The organism is Nonomuraea solani (assembly GCF_900108335.1).
Classification (GTDB): domain Bacteria; phylum Actinomycetota; class Actinomycetes; order Streptosporangiales; family Streptosporangiaceae; genus Nonomuraea; species Nonomuraea solani.
Map to the genome: position 1 here is coordinate 57,229 of NZ_FNVT01000009.1, position 14,295 is coordinate 71,523.

General features: G+C 68.8%; 16 protein-coding genes. 6 read left to right on the forward strand and 10 right to left on the reverse strand.

Annotated features, from left to right (window positions below; genetic code table 11):
* Positions 1-21: 21 nt before the first annotated feature.
* Together C4V41_RS29975 and C4V41_RS63190 are read right to left on the reverse strand one after the other, a co-directional pair.
* On the reverse strand, positions 22-504 hold the full coding sequence (locus C4V41_RS29975) for a hypothetical protein (protein ID WP_146103826.1): 483 nt from the start codon (positions 502-504) through the stop codon (positions 22-24).
* 31 nt (positions 505-535) lie between these two features.
* Complete coding sequence (locus C4V41_RS63190) at positions 536-2,617, reverse strand: DUF1996 domain-containing protein (RefSeq protein ID WP_200824316.1); 2,082 nt, start codon at positions 2,615-2,617, stop codon at positions 536-538.
* Positions 2,618-2,799: 182 nt separating this feature from the next.
* On the opposite strand from C4V41_RS63190, the gene C4V41_RS29985 reads away from it, so the two are divergent.
* Positions 2,800-3,237 carry a nitroreductase family deazaflavin-dependent oxidoreductase gene (locus tag C4V41_RS29985; RefSeq protein ID WP_103959322.1) on the forward strand — a complete coding sequence of 146 codons (438 nt, stop codon included), beginning with the start codon at positions 2,800-2,802 and terminating at the stop codon, positions 3,235-3,237.
* 73 nt (positions 3,238-3,310) lie between these two features.
* Here C4V41_RS29985 and C4V41_RS29990 read toward each other — a convergent pair whose 3' ends face one another.
* The gene (locus C4V41_RS29990; protein WP_235030455.1) at positions 3,311-4,087 is read right to left on the reverse strand and encodes a neutral zinc metallopeptidase; all 777 of its coding nucleotides are present in this window, start codon (positions 4,085-4,087) and stop codon (positions 3,311-3,313) included.
* A gap of 217 nt (positions 4,088-4,304) precedes the next feature.
* Here C4V41_RS29990 and C4V41_RS29995 point away from each other — a divergent pair, with 217 nt between their 5' ends.
* The gene (locus C4V41_RS29995; RefSeq protein ID WP_103959324.1) at positions 4,305-5,144 is read left to right on the forward strand and encodes a prephenate dehydratase; all 840 of its coding nucleotides are present in this window, start codon (positions 4,305-4,307) and stop codon (positions 5,142-5,144) included.
* Positions 5,145-5,168: 24 nt separating this feature from the next.
* Here the strand turns inward: C4V41_RS29995 and C4V41_RS30000 are convergent, their stop codons facing one another.
* Together C4V41_RS30000 and C4V41_RS30005 are read right to left on the reverse strand one after the other, a co-directional pair.
* Positions 5,169-6,179, reverse strand: a complete 1,011-nt coding sequence (locus C4V41_RS30000) for a hypothetical protein (protein ID WP_103959325.1) — start codon at positions 6,177-6,179, stop codon at positions 5,169-5,171.
* Between the two features lie 95 nt (positions 6,180-6,274).
* The gene (locus tag C4V41_RS30005) at positions 6,275-6,715 is read right to left on the reverse strand and encodes an ATP-binding protein (RefSeq protein WP_103959326.1); all 441 of its coding nucleotides are present in this window, start codon (positions 6,713-6,715) and stop codon (positions 6,275-6,277) included.
* A 149-nt stretch (positions 6,716-6,864) separates the two neighbouring features.
* Between C4V41_RS30005 and C4V41_RS30010 the strand changes: the two genes are divergently transcribed.
* Positions 6,865-7,593: a class I SAM-dependent methyltransferase gene (locus C4V41_RS30010; protein ID WP_103959327.1), complete on the forward strand. Its 729-nt coding sequence runs from the start codon at positions 6,865-6,867 to the stop codon at positions 7,591-7,593.
* Positions 7,594-7,599: 6 nt separating this feature from the next.
* Here C4V41_RS30010 and C4V41_RS30015 read toward each other — a convergent pair whose 3' ends face one another.
* Genes C4V41_RS30015 through C4V41_RS30025 form a run of 3 tightly spaced genes read right to left on the reverse strand, consistent with a single transcriptional unit; the run spans position 7,600 to position 9,631 of the window.
* Positions 7,600-8,106 carry a pyridoxamine 5'-phosphate oxidase family protein gene (locus C4V41_RS30015; protein ID WP_103959328.1) on the reverse strand — a complete coding sequence of 169 codons (507 nt, stop codon included), beginning with the start codon at positions 8,104-8,106 and terminating at the stop codon, positions 7,600-7,602.
* A 2-nt stretch (positions 8,107-8,108) separates the two neighbouring features.
* Positions 8,109-8,459: a hypothetical protein gene (locus C4V41_RS30020; RefSeq protein WP_103959329.1), complete on the reverse strand. Its 351-nt coding sequence runs from the start codon at positions 8,457-8,459 to the stop codon at positions 8,109-8,111.
* A 17-nt stretch (positions 8,460-8,476) separates the two neighbouring features.
* On the reverse strand, positions 8,477-9,631 hold the full coding sequence (locus C4V41_RS30025; RefSeq protein WP_160150426.1) for a peptidogalycan biosysnthesis protein: 1,155 nt from the start codon (positions 9,629-9,631) through the stop codon (positions 8,477-8,479).
* Between the two features lie 157 nt (positions 9,632-9,788).
* On the opposite strand from C4V41_RS30025, the gene C4V41_RS30030 reads away from it, so the two are divergent.
* The 3 genes from C4V41_RS30030 (at position 9,789) to C4V41_RS30040 (ending at position 11,507) form a co-directional block, all read left to right on the forward strand.
* Positions 9,789-10,136: a hypothetical protein gene (locus tag C4V41_RS30030; protein WP_103959331.1), complete on the forward strand. Its 348-nt coding sequence runs from the start codon at positions 9,789-9,791 to the stop codon at positions 10,134-10,136.
* Entirely contained in the window at positions 10,133-10,537 is a 405-nt protein-coding gene (locus C4V41_RS30035; RefSeq protein ID WP_160150427.1) for an ester cyclase, read from the forward strand. Before C4V41_RS30030 ends, C4V41_RS30035 begins: the two co-directional genes overlap by 4 nt.
* Before the next feature lie 151 nt (positions 10,538-10,688).
* Positions 10,689-11,507, forward strand: coding sequence for an IclR family transcriptional regulator (locus C4V41_RS30040; RefSeq protein ID WP_103959333.1), 819 nt, complete (start codon positions 10,689-10,691; stop codon positions 11,505-11,507).
* A 134-nt stretch (positions 11,508-11,641) separates the two neighbouring features.
* Here the strand turns inward: C4V41_RS30040 and C4V41_RS30045 are convergent, their stop codons facing one another.
* Together C4V41_RS30045 and C4V41_RS30050 are read right to left on the reverse strand one after the other, a co-directional pair.
* Positions 11,642-13,507, reverse strand: a complete 1,866-nt coding sequence (locus C4V41_RS30045; RefSeq protein WP_103959334.1) for an acyl-CoA dehydrogenase — start codon at positions 13,505-13,507, stop codon at positions 11,642-11,644.
* Positions 13,504-14,283 (reverse strand): AfsA-related hotdog domain-containing protein, encoded by a 780-nt coding sequence (locus C4V41_RS30050; protein WP_200824317.1) that lies wholly within the window; start codon positions 14,281-14,283, stop codon positions 13,504-13,506. The genes C4V41_RS30045 and C4V41_RS30050 overlap by 4 nt, the downstream gene beginning before the upstream one ends.
* Positions 14,284-14,295 lie beyond the last annotated feature (12 nt).

Here is a 14,295-nt window from a genome sequence, read left to right on the forward strand (position 1 = left end):
GGCCTCACCGGCAGGTGATGATCAGTGCTCTTCGACCTTGCCGCCGACTTTCCCGCTCAGTTCCTGCATGAAGGACTTGGACTTGGCCGACAGCGCCCACCGGTCACCGACGAGATAGAGACCCCCGTACATCTCGGCGTAGTCGAGCCACTCACGCTGCCCTGTCGACGTCTGGAAATCGAGGAACACATAAGGGATCCCGTCGGTGGTGCACTCCCCCTTCCGATAGTCCATGGCCTTGAGGGTGATCTCGGCGGTGCAGCCGATGGTGGCCGCCAGCTGCTCGACGGTGTACGTCCGTGAAATCCCGCCGGCGGTCTTGGGCCCGTCATCCTGCACACCGCCTCCGGTGAGCATGAGCGCCGAGGCGATGGCCAGCAACGACAGGACGACACCGGTCACAGGCGCCGAGGCGCGCAGCGGGCGGGAGAAGCCAGTCACGGTCTTGCCCTTTCTCATGGCTGATACGGCGATGAGGCCCGGTGTGGCCAGCCGCCTGGCCACACCGGACCCCTACTGCTTGATACCTGCGGGGTCAGCGACAGCGTCTGCCGCTGTTGATGCAGTCGACCACCTGCTGCATCTGCTCCTCGTTCATCAGGCTGATGAAGTCGCTGTGGTCGGTGATCGGTTTGTGCAACTCCTCGGGGAAACCGTCCACGGCGTAGTTGGGCCCCTGCGGCACGTTGTAGACGAGCCGGTGCTCAAGCGCCGGAATGGCCTGGAAGCCCTGCGGGCAACTACCGTCGGCCTGAGGGAAGGTGACATGCGTCCGGTGGTTGGCGCTGTCGATGTTCTGACCGTCCCAGCAGCTCTGGAAATTGAAGACCCGTACGACCCTGCTGCCTCGCGGGCAGAGCGGATACTTGTCGGTCAGCTCGCGATTCTCGAACCCGGTGCAGGTCCACCCGGCGTTGGGGTCGGCGCCACCGACTCGGGCGTTACCGGTGATGATGCGGAGGAACTGCGGAGCCGCCACCACCTTGGAGGTCGGGTTGCCCTTGAAGGTGATCTGCACCTGCGCCGGGGTCAGGATCTTGCCGACGTTCAGGTCGAGACCGCCACCCCTCCGGTTGGCGTCGAACTCCCGCTGGCCGAGCGCCCTCAGCACGGGCCAGTAGTGCGTGGACTTGTCACCGTTACGGCAGGTGGTACCGGCCGCCAGCAGGCTCTCGTTGGTGGACTGGTTGTTGGTGGACTCGTTGCCCACGTAGTCGTGCGTGTGCTGCGCGCCGTTGGACACGCCGGGGGCCACGATGACGTTGTCGGAGTTGAAGATCCGCTGCTCGTTACGCCCGCAGTCGACGCTGAAGGTTCCCCTGGAGCCGTTGCCCTGCGAACGGGGCGTGTTCACGTTCGGCCGCACCGAGCGGATGTCGACGAAGTCCGCCGCTACGGGACCCCTGGCCTGACCTCCGTTACCGCCATTGCCGCCGTTGTTACCTCCGTTGTTGTTCCCGCCTCCCGGGTTCCGGCGCTCACAGGTCGCCAGGGTCTGCAGCCCGGCCGGGGCCTGGGCACCGGCGCGCTGGAAGGCGATCGCGATCCGCTCCAGGGTCGCTTCCCGCTTGTTCTTCAACGGGCCGAGGATCGCGTTCTGTACGAAGTTCGCACCGCCCTGGCTCGCCGAGCTGTCCAGTCGTCGATTGGCCTCGGCGATCTGGGTCTCCAGCAACTGCATGTTCCGCCGCACCTCGGCCTGGGCGCGAGCGGGAATCTGACCCAGCCGGCCCGCCACAGTGGGGCAGTTGATCTGGCCTACGGCCCCGGTCTGACCGCCATCGGGCTGACCGTCATTGCCCTGACCGTCGTCATTGCCCTGGCCGCCGTTGTCCTGAGCGCCGTCGTCGTTGCCCGTGCCGTCGTCCTGGCCGCCGTTGTCCTGGCCGCCATTGTCGTTGCCGGTGGGGTCGTCCTGACCGCCATTGTCCTGGCCGGTGCCGTCGTCGTTCCCGGTGCCGTCGCCCTGGCCGCCGTTGTCCTGGCCGGTGCCGTCATTGTTACCGGTGCCGTCGTTGTTACCGGTGCCGTCGTTGTTGCCGGTGCCGTCATCCTGGCCACCATTGTCCTGGCCGCCGTTGTCGTTACCGGTGGGGTCGTCCTGACCGGTGCCGTCATCGTTTCCCGTGCCGTCATCCTGCACCGTGCAGGTGGCCAGACCGTTCAGGCCGTTCGGGGCCTGGGCGCCGGCCCGCTGGAAGGCGATCTGGATCCGTTGCAGCGCGGCCGCTCGTTTGTCCCTCAGCGGCCCAAGAATCGCGTTCTGCACAAAGTTGGGCCCACCCTGCCCCGCAGAGGTAGCCAGCCGCCGATTCGCCTCGGCGATCTGGGTCTCCAACTGCTGCAGATTTCGCTCCACCTCCGCCTGAGCACGATCGGGAACCTGACCCACCCTGTTCTCCACGGCTGGGCAGGAGATGGCCGGTGCTAAGGCCGTACCCGATGCCCCGTTCGCCGCCGCGTCGGCGGCGCCGGCAGTGAGGCCGCCGCTCAAGACGGCGAGGGCCGTGAGCATCCCCGCCGTCCTTCTGCGAGTACGGGAGCCATGCAGATGTCTCATCCAACACCTCTCTGCGTCTGCGAATGCGGGCCGGCCCGAAAAGCCGTCAGGCCGCATCCGCAAGGGAGTCGTGGCCGTCGTTATGACGAGATACGCGGACTCACCGTGTCCGGTTCGACACCAAATAGAAATATGGACGCGGCGCGTGGAGATCTGACGGATGCGCAGCGGCCTTTCGAAGCGCCGGAACGCCCTCCGACACCGGGAATCGAGGCGGTGCGGGCAGTGTTGTCGTCGGCATGGCAGACGAGACCGTAGAGCTCAGCCCCAGGGAATGGGTGCGCGACCAGACGCAGAAGATCCTCGAAACCGGCACCACCGAAGGCATCGAGATCCTCGGATCGCCGGTCGTGCTCCTCACGCTGCGCGGCGCCAAGACCGGCAAGCTGCGCTACACCCCCGTGATGCGGGTGGAGCACGACGGCGCCTACGCCGTCGTCGCTTCCAAGGGCGGCGCCCCCGAGCACCCCACCTGGTACCACAACATCAAGGCGCACCCCGAGTTCCCCTTGCAGGACGGCACCGTGACGAAGCACTACGTCGCACGCGAGGTCGAGGGCGCCGAGCGGGCCGAATGGTGGGAGCGGGCCGTCGCGGCCTACCCGCCCTACGCCGAATACCAGGAGAAGACCGACAGGCAGATCCCCGTGTTCGTGCTCGACCCGACGGTCGAATAGGCCGAGCGAGCATTGCCGGACGCCGAACCCCGCGCTCGCGCCTTGGGCAAGCGGGGGGTTCGGGCGTCGTGAATCAGGTGGTGCTACGAGGAGACGCGGCCCAGGTGTTGCACGACCCGGGAGCGCCGCTGGTGAACCCGCGCGTCATCCAGGCCGCCTGCGTGGGACCCTTGCCATGGTCGTTCTGCGGCCAGACCTCGGCACCGAATTCCCTGAACCATTTCACCATGGAAAGCCACTCCGCCTCCGTGAAGACCGATCCGCCTCGCATCGTCGACATGAAATTGGCGGAGAAGCACTCGGCCTGCAGTTCGGAGTTGCGGGAGAGCCGCAACCTCTGAGCCTTGCCGGCCCTGGAGCCGGCCGCCCAGTAGTAGGTCCAGATCTTCGAGACCTGCTGGACATGGTGGCCGTACTCATGGGCGACCAGCCGCGTGATGCCCGGCGGGAACGGTCTGCGGAGCTGCTTCTTGCCGATCAGCATGTACATCGTGCGGTCGGCCGAGCAGTAGTAGCCCTCGGCGCCGGTGCTCCACCTGCCGCAGGCGGTGTTCACCTTGCGGGTGATGATGCGCAGCCGCGGCTTGGCGAAGGGCATCTTCGCCTTGCGGAACTGCGCGCCCCACGCCTCGTTCAGGCAGGAGGTCACGCGCGTCAAATAGCGCCGGTACGCGTTCGTGCTCCCGGCCGGCAGGCTGCCGGGCGAGCAGTTCACGTCGGTGAGACGGCCGGTCTTGTAAAGGCGGTTCGCGGTGGCCAGCGCCTTGGTCGGGGCCTGGACCCCGGCCACGGTCTGTACGGGCCGGGCGTGCGCCTGGTTCGCGAGGGCGGGCCCCGGAGAGGCCGCCACCAGCGCAAACGCCAGGGCAACGGCTGTCAGTGCAACGGGTCTGTTCTTTGGTGCGTGGTTCATATGCCACCAAAGACTAAGTCAAAGCTGGACATACTCGGTGTCAAAATGTTGGTCAAATCATGGCGCACCTCGTAAATCAGGACCTGCCGGGCGCCTTTACAAAGTAGATTCACAGGTGGCCGGCCGTGACCCGGCCGCGTGGGAAAATGCTGGTGTGACCGCACGACGTATCGCCTACCAGGGCGAGCCCGGCTCCAACTCCCACATGGTGTGCAAGCGCCACTACCCCGACTGGCGGTCGGTGCCGTGCGCGTCCTTCGAGGACGTGTTCGCGACGGTGGAGAACGGCGAGGCCGAGCTGGCGATGATCCCGATCGACAACTCGATCGCCGGCCGGGTCGCCGACATCCACCACTTCCTGCCGACCTCCGACCTGCACATCATCGGCGAGCACTTCCTGCGCATCCAGTTCAACCTGATGGCGCCGCCGGGTGCGACCCTGGACACGATCAAGGCCGTGCACAGTCACGTACACGCCCTCGGCCAGTGCCGCCGGATCATCCGCGAGCACAACCTGGTGCCGGTGATCGCCGGTGACACCGCCGGCGCCGCGCGCGAGGTGGCCGAGGCGAACGACCCGACCCAGGCCGCGATCGCGCCGCCGCTCGCGGCGGAGATCTACGGCCTGCGCATCCTCGCGCGCGACGTCGAGGACGAGGAGCACAACACCACCCGGTTCGTGGTGCTCAGTCCAGACTTCGTCCAGGCGCCGCGCGGCGAGGGCCCGGTGGTCACCTCGTTCGTCTTCAACGTCCGCAACCTGCCGGCGGCGCTCTACAAGGCGCTCGGCGGGTTCGCGACCAACGGCATCAACATGACCAAGCTGGAGAGCTACATGGTCGGCGGCCACTTCGCCGCCACCCAGTTCCTCGCCGAGGTCGACGGGCACCCTGAGGACCCCGGGCTGAAGAACGCGCTGGAGGAGCTGGCGTTCTTCACCACCGACGTGAAGATCCTCGGGGTCTACCCGGCCGACGCGTTCCGCGCCGACTGAGTCATCTCAAGACCGGCACCAGGGTCAGTCGACGCAGATGAGGAACATGTCGAGGTCCCAGGGGTCGGCGAAGCCCGTCTCGTCCTCCGTGGCGATGCCGGTCGCCTTCGTCTGGTCGGCGTGCGGGATGAGCGCCGTGGGGACCACCTGGTTCTGCTTGCCACCGTTGCCTATGCCGGCGCCGAGCACGCGCTGGGCCGGATCCTGGCAGGCCACCACCGCCGTCTTCGAGCTGGCCGAGTTCCCCAGGAGCTGGTTCGCGTTCTGCATGTTGTGGCCGGGCGGCGGATCGGCGCAGATGGCGTACGCGGTCAGCTTCCAGCGGCCGGCGAATCCGTTCTCGTCCTCGTACGCGGTGGCGAACGCGTCGCCGATCTGCAGCCCGTGCTCGGTCAGCGCGACCTGACCCCTGCCGCCGTCGACGCGGCCGCCCCCGCCGAGCACCACCTTGCCCGCCGGGCAGAACACCGTCTCGGCGGTGGTGAACGCCGAGGCGACCGGCGCGGAGGCCTGCCGGTACGTCAGGCCGGGCAGCGGATCGGCGCACACCGCGTACACGCGCAGCCGCCACGCACCCGGGAAGCCGCCGCCGGCCTCGTGCGCCGCGGCCTCGAACGACGACCGGCCGTTGTTGCCGCTCGCCGGCAGCGGCTGGAGCCTGGTGAGCACGACCCGGGCCCGGGCGCCCGGCGCCTGCCCACTGGCGCCGTCCTCTATGGACGCTCCGCCGCTGACCACCCGCTTGCCGCGCGGGCACGTCGCGCGTTTCTTCTTCTCGCTCGCCGAGTTCTTCGCCGTGTGCGCCGACACGCGTACGACGTCGATCGCCGCCGAATGTGCGACAGCGGGCGCCGACGAGTGTGCGACGCCGGTCGCCGACGATTGTGCGACGCCGGTCGCCGACGATTGTGCGACGCCGATCACCGCCGAATGTGCGACGCCGGTCGCAGACGATCGGGCGGCGGCGGGCGCCGTCAGGTGGGTCAGGAACAGCAGCGTAACGGCCGTGCAACCTGAGATTCGAGACGTGAGCATGATCGACCTCCTCGGGTCACTCCCGGGGAGGTTATGCGGGCGGCCCGATGGCTCGCGTCAGGGTCGGGCCGAGGGGAATCCCTAATCGAGGCTTCTCAGAGGAGGGGTTCGGCGGCGGAACCCGGCATGGCGTCTCCCTTGTCCCCGGAGGCGACGCCGGAGGACACGCGGAAGCGCAACCGGGACTGTCCGCCCGGATGATCGACCGTGACGTCGCGGCAGATGCGCTGGATGATCCACAGACCCATGCCGCGGATGGCGCGGGGATCCGGCGCGCGATCAAGGTGGTACGGCTCCAGGGTGCCGCCCGAGTCGACGATCTCGACCTGTACGCCGGTGCCGTCTTCCACCAACGTGGCCGTCCCCGTCGATCCACCATGTTCGAGAGCGTTGGACGCGGCCTCGTTGACGGTGATCACCAGGTCCTGGAGCGCGTCGCCCCGCAGGCCGTGAGCCATGCCGAACAGCTCGACCCGCTCTCGGAGAAGGGCAAGATCGCCGGTCAGCGGCCAGCGTTGGCGATGCCCGAGAGTCATGCTCCTCACCGCCCGTGGAGGGGACACCTGAAACGAGCCCAACACCCCAGTATGCCGCGTATCCCCTCGATTCGGACACGCATGACCTCAAGTGCCCGCGCCCGGCACGGAGATTGACGGCCGCGCACCTGAAATGTAGACCGGGTCGTATGAGCCAGTTCGAGGAACTCGCTGCGCTTTATGAGGACATGGCCCTGCTGCCGTGGCGAAAGGATCTGGAGATTCCGACGGTTCTGGCGCTGATCGGCGACCTGTCGGACCGCGATGTGCTCGACATCGGCTCCGGATCAGGGGTCTACTGCCGGCGACTCGCTCGGCAGGGCGCCCGCCGGGTGGTCGGCCTTGATGAGGCCGAGGGAATGCTGGAGTACGCCCGGAGCAGGGAGCGGGCCGAGCCGCTCGGCATCGAATACGTGGCCGGGGCTTTACCCGCCGAAATGCACGGCGCGTTCGACCTCGTACTCGGTGTATATGTGCTTCCCTACGCCACGACCACAGGCGAATTGCTGGAATTGTGCCGGACGGCCGCCGAGGCGCTGCGGCCGGGAGGGCGGTTCGTGACCCTGCCGGTGCACCCGGACTACCACGGCGATCCCGAATACTATGCCTCCTACGGCTTCCGGCTGCATTCGGAACACCCCCGGGAGGATGCCGCCCCGGTCACTCTCGATTTGCGGTTCGGCGCTCATGACGTGACCGTGACCGCCCGCTACTGGACCGGCGAAACCCTGGAAGACGTCCTCAAGGCGGCGGGCTTCTCGACCGTGGAATGGCGGAATCATCAGGTGAGCCAGGCGGGCGTGGCGGAATTCGGCGAGGAGTTCTTCCAGAAATATCTCAGCGTGCCGCACGCGGCCATCCTCGACTGCGGGAAGTAGCCGGAGTCAGCCGTTCAGGGCGTCGAGAGGCACCTCGATCCGCTGGTCGTGCTTGTCCTGCAACCACCGGTCGATGTCGAGCAGCCACCACTGCCGGACGTCCATGACGTAGAAACGCCGGGGCCCGTCACCGCTGAACTCGGACGTGGGCAGCAGCCATTCCCGGCGCACCGTCTCGTCGGGGAAGTTCAGTTCGTAGTAGAGCCGATGGCATTCCGCCAGGTCGCCGTCGCCCACCTCGTGTGCCTCCCCGGTGAGCTGGGCGCCGTCCAGGCCGAAACCGGGCAGGCCGGTCATGAACAACGAGGCGGCGGTGTCCGGGTGGGCGGACAGGAACCGCGAATGCCGGGCGTCGCGCAGCGAATACCACAGCAGCCGCAGCGGCGAGCGGAGCGGTACGAAGTTCACGGTGGAGGCCCAGGGACCTTTCGGGCCCTGGGTGGCCAGGGTGACGAAGCGTGCGTTGTCGAGCAGGTAGGTGCTGCGTTCGATGAGCGTTTCGCGGTCGGTCATGGTCATTCGCCTCCGCCGGCCGACATGGTCGCGGGGGGATCGTTCAGCAGGCGGGCCTCCAGTAGCTCCCACCATTCCTCCTGGCTGGTCCGCCGGCGCTCCCAGGCCGGATCCTGTCCGCGGCGGGCGACCTCCTGCCGGTAACGTCCCCAGGCCGACTCGTCGGCGAAGGTGACGAAATGCTCCAGGCTGTGGACTTCGGGGCCGACGGTGCAGACGTACCACTTGGTGTCCTCGACCATGTCGAGCCCCGAGTAGAACCAGGTTTGGCGTTGCCCGGCCCACTCCCAGAACGCGCGCATGTCGCTGTTGGCCTTCTGGGTCAGCCTCAGGCGATAGACCAGATGCAGCATCGTTCGTCTCCTCTTCATCACTTGTCGCGTGGGCGGCGGCGTGGGAACCAGCGGTTCCAGTGCGAACTGATGGCGTCGCGGCGGTGCTGGAAGCGCCGCCAGAATGTGGTCGCGTACCGCTCGTTGTGCGTTTCCACCGCCTTTTCCGGCGGCCACTCGTTTTCCGTGGGTGCCACGACCGCCGCCTGCGGAGTGAGCACCGCGCCCCGGCGGGCCTTGATGTCCAGGGCGGAGGTGGACAGGTGGTAATGGTGGAATTCGTGCTGGGCGGCGAAATCCAGTGCCAGGGAATAGACCAGCACGTGATATTCCGATGCCGGGCGAGCCGCGGCATAGTCGAAGCCGAAGTAGCGGGCGTACAGATGTCCTCGGAAGCCGTAGCACACCAGCACGGCGATGGTGCGGCCGTCGCGGCGGCAGACACCGGCGATGGCCTGATCCAGGACGCCGCTGCGCCGTTGCGCGTCGAAGGAGCGGTGCATCCAGTCGGCCCCCTGGTCGCTGCCGTAACGACTGCGGTTCTGGGCGATCAGCCGCGCCGCGTCACCGGCGACGGGGTCGTCCACCGGAACCCAGGTCACGGTGTTGCCCGCGGCGTGGAATTTCCGCAGCTCGGCCCGGCGCTTGAGCCGATCCTTCCTGCTGAGCCCTTCCAGCCATTCGCCGAGCCCGCCGGGCGGCACCTCCATCTCGGCGTCGGCCGAGTGCAGCAGCGCGTACGCCTCGGGGTGCGAGGAGGCGAGCTCGTCGGCGGCCGGCGCCGGAACGTAGGGCATGACGACTCCCGCCAGCCGGCGTTCGGCCGCCAGCCCGTGCGCGTGGTCCAGCAGCGCCCGCAGCACCGCGTCGGGCCGGCGGGCGTGCGTCGACACCAGCAGGCCGTTGCTCACGCTGCGGTGTGCGCCCAGCCAGAGAAAGTGGCTGTCCCACTCGCCCGGAACGTCGGAGAACTGGTCGGGCAGGTCGAACAGCCCCGGCTCACCATGCTCACCGCCCCAGACGGGCAGGGCGCCGACCAGTTCGCCCTTCTGGCAGGCGACGACGATGAGGTGCGGCCCGTGCAGGTATTCGAGGCTGAGCAGCCAGGAATGGCTGTGGTAGAAGTTGTCGTCGGTCACCAGCCGGTCCCATTCCGCCGGCTGGAGTTCGGTGATGCTTTCGACGGTTCGCACGCTGATGGTCTCGTCCCGAATGGCGACCAAGGTGATGCCTTCCTTTTCCGGTGCCAGATACGCACCATAGAAAGCTCCCTTCTTTCGGCGAAGCGGTCGTTCCGCCGGTTGGAACAACCGCTGGGCCGGGGCCGGGCGGGACCCTACGGTCACTGGCATGAGCACTCAACGGCTCCTGAGCACGCGCCGGATCCTGCTCGCCACGCCACCCGGCTGCGCCCGCGCCGAGCGCGCCGTCGAGATCGTCGCTCCCCACAGTGACGTGGTCCTCGTGATCGGCTCGGGCGACGACGCCCCGGGCTTGATCGAGGTCGCCCGCCGGTACGGCGCCGGCTCCGCCCACCTGATCGGCGGCGCAGCGGACCTGCGCGGCGAATGGCTGCCCGCGGACGGCATCATCGGCGTCACCGCCGGCGCCTCCGCCCCCGGCTCCCTCGTGCGCGAGCTCCTCGGCACCCTCGCGCGCCACGGCTACACCGACATCGAAGGACTGACCGCGTCATGACGATCGGCGAATTCGCCCGTGCCTGGGCGCTCGCCTGGAACTCCCACGACTCCCGCCAGGTGCTGAGCCTGATGACCGACGACATCGTCTACAGCGACGACTACGCGCCGTCGGTCATGTACGGCCACGCCGACGTGGAGACCTGGCTCAAGGCGCTGTGGACGGCCTTCCCCGACCTGGAGTTCGAAATCCTCGGCGCATACGGCCCGCCGGACGGCTCGATCGGCGCGCTGCGCTGGCGGGCCCGCGCCACGCACCAGGGCGAGTTCGCCGGGGTCCCCGCGACCGGCCGGACCGTCGATGTGGTCGGCGCCGACTTCCACCAGTATCGCGACGGCCGGATGTGCCAGGTGCGCGGCATCTACGACCATCTGACGCTGATGCGCCAACTGGACATCTGACCCGCGAAACGGGCTACGCGACCCGATTCCCCATAACGACCGATGCCTAAATTACCGGGCATTCAATAGATCATGGCGTTCATGTGTGCCGCCGAATTCGCAGGGCAAAGGACGAAGACGAACAAAATCATTCCGCGACAGGGGATCTCTCATGCCCGGCTCGGCACGGCCTTCGCTCCGCTCCGTCGACAAAGCGATGATCGTACTCGATTACCTCGCACGTAAAGGTGGTCCCACCAAACTGTCGGATATCGCGAGACACACTCAGATCGCCAAATCCACCGTCCACCGGCTGCTCTCCATTCTCGAATCCCACGACGCGGTCGGACGCCAGGGCACCACCTACGCGCTCGGCGCCAGGATGCAGCCGCTGGCGGAGGCCGCCGGGGGCGCCGGCCGTCGCCGCAGCCTCAAGCTGAAACGGCTGGTCACCCCTCAGATGGCGGAGTTGTTCGAGCTGACCCATCACGCGATCAGCCTGGCCGTGCTCCGGCACACGACCGTGCACTACCTGCAGACGATCCACCCCACCGCGTACATCCCCTATCTCGTGCGCACCGGCACGAGAGCACCCGCTCATTGCACCGCGGCGGGAAAACTGCTGCTGGCGTTCGACGGGCACGGGCGGCTCGACACGGTCATAAATGACGGTCTTCCGGCTTTCACGGAGAAGACCATCACGGACGCGTTCGCTCTGAAGCGGGAAATGGCCGGCATCTGGCGTGCGGGAGTCGCGTTCTGCCGGGAGGAATATCTCGACGGATTCTCCGCGATCGCGGCGCCGATCAATGGCAGGCGCGGAAACACGATCGCCTGTCTCACCGTTTCCGGGCCGGCGGATCAGCTCGACTTTCCGCATACCGAGCCGCTGCTGCGCCGGGCCGCTTACGCGGCCTCTCTGGCGGCCCGCGGCGGCCGGCTCGCCACCGGCCGCCTGCCCGGTGAGCGAGCGGGACGCCTGCCCGGATGAGCGAGCCGAACGCCTGCCCGGATGAGCGAGCCGAACGCCTGCCCGGATGAGCGAGCCGAACGCCTGCCCGGATGAGCGAGCCGAACGCCTGCCCGGATGAGCGAGCCGGACGCCTGCCCGGATGAGCGAAATGGCTACGCGATTTTCGAGGGCGGTGAACACGCCGCGGTGACGGCCGCCACGTAGTCGGGTTCGGCGATCGGGGCCCGCAGCCGCGCACCCGGGATCCCCAGGCCCTCCACCAGAGCCGGCACGTGGGGATGGACGGCCTCCAGCGCCCGCTCGCGCGCCCGGTGCACCTCGGCCGCGTCGGCCGGGCTGATGGTGAGGTGCTCCAGATGCCAGCCCAGGTTCCTTTCGAGCAGTTCCGCGCCGTACAACTCCTGGAGCGGGCGCAGGGCGGCGAGTGCGGCCGGGTCGTCGCACCGGGCCACGTTCATCGCGAAGCAGTCCAGCGTGAGCCGCTCGATGTGGGCGTCGGCCAGCCGGACGAGGTGCGGCAGCAACGGGTTCCACAGATCGAACGGGGAACGCCCGTCCTGCTCCGCCCGCTCGGTGGAGCGGCGGCGCAGCGTCCGCAACATCTCGCGCTCTCTCGCGACGGCCAGAGCGCGTGCCATCTCGGGGGTGGCCGGCTCGGAGTAGTCCGTGGGCCGCAGCGTCGAGACCGGAGGCGGGTCGTACGCGGCATCCTCCACCAGTTGCTTGCCCGCGTCGAGCCTGATCAGCAGGTTGTCCCCCGCCGCGGCCTGGAAGACGTGCGCCAGCCCTTCGTACTCCAGCAGCCGGTTGACGGCGAGCAGGCCCTGCGCGCCCGATCGCGCCCGGCTGACGCCGGCGGCGCGTTCCAGCGCGTGGACGGCGGCCACCTTGGCCAGTGCCTGTTCCCGGTTGACCGACGTCCAGGGCGCCCAGACGGGGCGCTCGGGCCGCTGGTGGTCGCCGTCGTCCGCGGCCGAGCGCCGGAGCAGGTAGTCCTCCCGGACGCTGGAGACGAGGAGGTCGCAGGCGTACGTCTCCGCCAGCGCCCCGTACAGTGCCTCCCGCTGGGTGTCGTAGCGCAGCACGGGCATGTCCGCGCCGAGGCGGCCCATGGTGCGGCGCCGGCCGGCGTAGCGCAGGCCGACGGTGACGCTCGCGCGCGCCGCGGCGGCGAGCGCGACGGCGGCGCTGGTCGAGGCGTTGGACGACACCGACAGCGACCGCACCAGGCGGCGTTCCGGATCGCCGAGCGGGTCGTGGAAGAAGCCGTCCGGGCTGATCTCGGCGTTGTCGCGCACCCAGGCGTCGTACGGGACGCGCGTGCCGTCGAAGGTCACCAGCGCGTAGTCCAGCGGCACGGCCGTGGTCTCGGGCAGCGCGCGAATGGTGACGCCGTCGGCGGGCCGCTCGCCGTCGTGCACGTAGACGGCGAAGGGGAAGACGCCGCACGGCTCGCCACCGACCATCAGCCGGGCGAAGACTGCTCCGACGCGGCCGCGGCCGTCGGCGCGGGCGACGCCGGCCATGAACTTGGCGGCGGCGGGCTCGGGCGTGCGCAGGACGAAGTCCCGGCTCTCCGGGTCGAAGTGCGCCTCCGTCGCCGGGCTCAGATGGCTGTTGCCCCAGCCCAGCTCGGTGATCAGGATGCAGCCGAAGGCCTCCTGCCGGTCCAGCCGGTCGATGAGCCCGCTGAGGTGGGCGCCGGGCCGCTCGACGCTGAGCAGCCCTTCCGCGCAGACGGCGTGCTGCACCATGCCGGCCAGGAACAGCGACGGGTCGACCGTCGCCGCCCATTCCAGCGCGGCGAGCATCCGGTCCGGGCGCTCGTGCAGGGCGCGTACGCCGCCCAGGTGGCGGCCGAGCGCGGCGAGCCTGCGGTAGGTCCTGGCGTGCCGCTCCGGCCCGGCGGGCGGGGCGGGCTCGGTGAAGGCGGGATCGGTCAGGAGGACGTCCAGGTCGCCCAGGTCGGCCAGGTCGTTCAGGCCGCGCAGCGGAAGAGAGGTCGAGGTCGAGGTCATCGCGCGCCTCCGTCCTGAGCCGGAAGGTCCGGTGCCGAGAGGTCGTCCTGTGCCGAGAGACGGTCCAGGGCGCTCGCGGCCTGCCCGTCCTCGATGGCGAAGACCAGCTCGGGGTCGAAGGCATGCAGCTCGAACCGGGCCGCGCCGCACACCTGTCCCGCCTGCTCGATCTCCGCCTCGGCCCGCAGCGGGATCTTGCCCTCTTCGACCTCCCCGGACGGGAAGATCCGGCCGTGCAGGCGCGTCGGCAGGGGAAAGGCGAACCGGTGGAACTCGAACGAGCAGCCGTGCATCACGGCGTAGTACGGCGGCCGGTCGGCGTCGACCGGATACAGCTCCGAGACCGCCCAGGTCACGAGCTGGATGGCGGCCTCGATCAGCAGCATGCCCGGAATGTGCTGCTGTTCGGCGGTGTGGTCGCGGATCATCTCCGTGTCGTTGGCCACCGCCAGCCAGCCCGAGAAGCACTCCCCCTCGGCCCAGGCGTCGCCGACCACGACGTTGTCGCGAGCGTGCTTGAGCACCCTGTCCCGGGGCACGGCGGACGCGGGCTCCCCTTGGGGAAGCACGGCGTCACCGTAACGCTTGGCGAGGTCGTCGCACAGGTCGGACCACTCGCCGGGATCCACGCCCAGCCCGGGCCGCAGGCGCAGCGGCTCGTCCACGGACGGTCTCTCGGCGCGCAACCGCTCGCGGAGCCGCGCGGCGGTGGTGAGCCGCGGCTGCACGGTGGCACGGGTGAAGCATTCGCCGATCACCCATTGGCTCTCGGACATCAGTACACCAGC

Coding starts and splice junctions, on each gene's coding strand:
- C4V41_RS30040 (WP_103959333.1), top strand. CDS start 10,689: ATGCCCGGCTCGGCACGGCCTTCGCTCCGCTCCGTCGACAAAGCGATG.
- C4V41_RS29985 (WP_103959322.1), top strand. CDS start 2,800: ATGGCAGACGAGACCGTAGAGCTCAGCCCCAGGGAATGGGTGCGCGAC.
- C4V41_RS30020 (WP_103959329.1), bottom strand. CDS start 8,459: ATGCTGCATCTGGTCTATCGCCTGAGGCTGACCCAGAAGGCCAACAGC.
- C4V41_RS30015 (WP_103959328.1), bottom strand. CDS start 8,106: ATGACCGACCGCGAAACGCTCATCGAACGCAGCACCTACCTGCTCGAC.
- C4V41_RS30035 (WP_160150427.1), top strand. CDS start 10,133: ATGACGATCGGCGAATTCGCCCGTGCCTGGGCGCTCGCCTGGAACTCC.
- C4V41_RS63190 (WP_200824316.1), bottom strand. CDS start 2,617: ATGCGGCCTGACGGCTTTTCGGGCCGGCCCGCATTCGCAGACGCAGAG.
- C4V41_RS30005 (WP_103959326.1), bottom strand. CDS start 6,715: ATGACTCTCGGGCATCGCCAACGCTGGCCGCTGACCGGCGATCTTGCC.
- C4V41_RS30010 (WP_103959327.1), top strand. CDS start 6,865: ATGAGCCAGTTCGAGGAACTCGCTGCGCTTTATGAGGACATGGCCCTG.
- C4V41_RS30050 (WP_200824317.1), bottom strand. CDS start 14,283: ATGTCCGAGAGCCAATGGGTGATCGGCGAATGCTTCACCCGTGCCACC.
- C4V41_RS30000 (WP_103959325.1), bottom strand. CDS start 6,179: ATGCTCACGTCTCGAATCTCAGGTTGCACGGCCGTTACGCTGCTGTTC.
- C4V41_RS30045 (WP_103959334.1), bottom strand. CDS start 13,507: ATGACCTCGACCTCGACCTCTCTTCCGCTGCGCGGCCTGAACGACCTG.
- C4V41_RS30030 (WP_103959331.1), top strand. CDS start 9,789: ATGAGCACTCAACGGCTCCTGAGCACGCGCCGGATCCTGCTCGCCACG.